The 1,881-nt window shown below is 67.4% G+C and carries 3 protein-coding genes; all 3 read right to left on the bottom strand.

The window, feature by feature from the left end; all coding sequences use genetic code 11:
- Positions 1-157: 157 nt before the first annotated feature.
- The 3 genes from ABZ260_RS50590 to ndhC all read right to left on the bottom strand — a co-directional run bounded on the left by ABZ260_RS50590 (position 158) and on the right by ndhC (position 1,605).
- Positions 158-700, bottom strand: coding sequence for an NADH-quinone oxidoreductase subunit C (locus tag ABZ260_RS50590; RefSeq protein ID WP_355632996.1), 543 nt, complete (start codon positions 698-700; stop codon positions 158-160).
- Entirely contained in the window at positions 693-1,133 is a 441-nt protein-coding gene (locus tag ABZ260_RS50585) for an NADH-quinone oxidoreductase subunit B family protein (RefSeq protein ID WP_350918679.1), read from the bottom strand. Before ABZ260_RS50585 ends, ABZ260_RS50590 begins: the two co-directional genes overlap by 8 nt.
- A 100-nt stretch (positions 1,134-1,233) precedes the next feature.
- Positions 1,234-1,605 carry an NADH-quinone oxidoreductase subunit A gene (gene ndhC / locus ABZ260_RS50580; protein WP_350918219.1) on the bottom strand — a complete coding sequence of 124 codons (372 nt, stop codon included), beginning with the start codon at positions 1,603-1,605 and terminating at the stop codon, positions 1,234-1,236.
- Between the last annotated feature and the right edge of the window lie 276 nt (positions 1,606-1,881).

Below are 1,881 nucleotides of genomic sequence, written 5' to 3'. Positions count from 1 at the left end.
GCGCCATGACCTTGTGCTCCATCTGCCCGGCGACCAGCGGCAGCACCAGGAAGACCGCGACGATCACGACCAGCCGGACCGCGACGTCGAGCACCTCGGCGATCATGCTTACCTCCGGTCCTTCGGGGGGAGAAGCCTGCCGGGTCGCCGGAATGTCTCAGCCGCCACGCTCGTGCCCCCAGTCGGCGGGCACCCCCGGCGGGAGCGTCTTGCGGCGGCTCGGCGAGCCGTGGCCGGACTCGCCGGGTTCCTTGGCTCCCGGCCACGCCTTGGCGACCCTGGCGGCCAGTACGAAGTCCTTGCGCAGCGGGAACCCCTCGAAGCCCTCGGGGAGCAGCAGCGGGACGAGGTTCGGGTGGCCCTCGAAGACGACGCCGAACATCTCGAAGGTCTCGCGCTCGTGCCAGTCGGCTCCGCGGAAGACACCGACCGCGCTGGGCAGCCGGGGGTCCTCGCGCGCCACCCTGGTGCGCAGCAGCAGGTGGGCGTGAGAGGCCGGGGCGAACAGGTGTGCGACGACCGCGAAGGCCTCCGGCGGCTCGTCCACCGCGGTCAGCCAGTCGAAGAACTCGTACCCCTGGGATCTGGCGGATTCCAGCAGGGCGATCCAGTCGTCGGCGTCCACGTCGACGGTCCGGTAGCCGAAGGACTCCGACACCCGGGCGCCCTCGCCGTGGGTGAAGGGGTGCAGGTCAGGCATAGCGGTCACCCAGGTTCTCGGCGGCGATCTTCTCCTGGAGCATCATGATGCCGTGGAGCAGCGCCTCGGGGCGGGGAGGGCAGCCGGGGACGTAGACGTCCACCGGGATGATCTGGTCGACGCCCTTGGTCACGCAGTAGGAGTCCCAGTAAGGACCGCCGGAGTTGGAGCAGGCACCGAAGGAGATCACGTACTTGGGCTCGGGCATCTGCTCGTAGAGCCGCTTGACCGCGGGAGCCATCTTGTCGGTCACCGTGCCCGAGACGATCATCAGATCCGCCTGCCGGGGACCGTTGGCGAACGGGATGACCCCGAACCTGATGAAGTCGTGCCTGCTCATCGAGGTCGCGATGAACTCGATGGCGCAGCAGGCCAGGCCGAAGTTGAACGCCCACAGCGAGTAGCGACGCCCCCAGTTGAGGATGAAGCGCATGGGTTTGGGGGCGAGCCGTGCGGCCGGGCCCACCGTGGGCATCGGGAGATCTGCCATGGCACGCATTCTCCTTCAGGGTCGGTGCTCGTGCTCGCCCGGTTCAGGTCCAGGTGAGCACGCGCTTGCGCCAGGCGTACAGGATGCCGAGCGCGATGAAGCCGAGGAAGACGAACATCTCGGCCAGGGTGGTCGTCCCGAAGCCCGGCTCGGCGAAGATCGTCGCCCAGGGGAAGAGGAAGACCGCGTCAACCGCGAAGATCACATAAAGGTAGGTGAACACGTAGTAGCGGACCTGGGACTGGGCCCAGCCGTCGCCGACCGGGTCGACGCCGCACTCGTAGGTGAGCAGCTTCTCGGCGGTGGGGCGGTTGGGACGGAGCGCCCGGTTGACGAGCAGCGCCCCGGCGACGATCAGCAGGCCGATCGCGAACAGCGCGAGGACCACCACATAAGAGCCGAAATATCCGCTCATGGCCTCTCCTCTTCGGGGCCTGCCGCACGGCCTCGCCCGATCTGCCGTACGCCCTACCTATAGCAGTATCCGCCCTTCCCGTCATGCGGCGAAGCCCACGTACCCAAGACCGCTAAAGCCTCCGTGCACTTAACCTCAAATCAGGGTAAATGCACTGTTACCGCACCTAGGGTGACTTCATGCGCAACCTGCGATTCATCGGAGGAATCGCCTGGATGGCCGTGACGATCGCCGGTTGCGGCGCAGCCATCACCCCCTCTTCCGCGAAGGCCCCCA

This window comes from Streptosporangium sp. NPDC006013, from assembly GCF_040614275.1.
Classification (GTDB): Bacteria; Actinomycetota; Actinomycetes; order Streptosporangiales; family Streptosporangiaceae; genus Streptosporangium.
The sequence above is the reverse complement of the archived record's forward strand: the minus strand, read 5'-3'. Positions and strand labels throughout refer to the sequence as shown.

Bases quoted from the DNA above. Each gene is read 5' to 3' on its own strand.
- ndhC (WP_350918219.1), bottom strand. From the start codon at position 1,605: ATGAGCGGATATTTCGGCTCTTATGTGGTGGTCCTCGCGCTGTTCGCG.
- ABZ260_RS50590 (WP_355632996.1), bottom strand. From the start codon at position 700: ATGCCTGACCTGCACCCCTTCACCCACGGCGAGGGCGCCCGGGTGTCG.
- ABZ260_RS50585 (WP_350918679.1), bottom strand. From the start codon at position 1,133: ATGCGCTTCATCCTCAACTGGGGGCGTCGCTACTCGCTGTGGGCGTTC.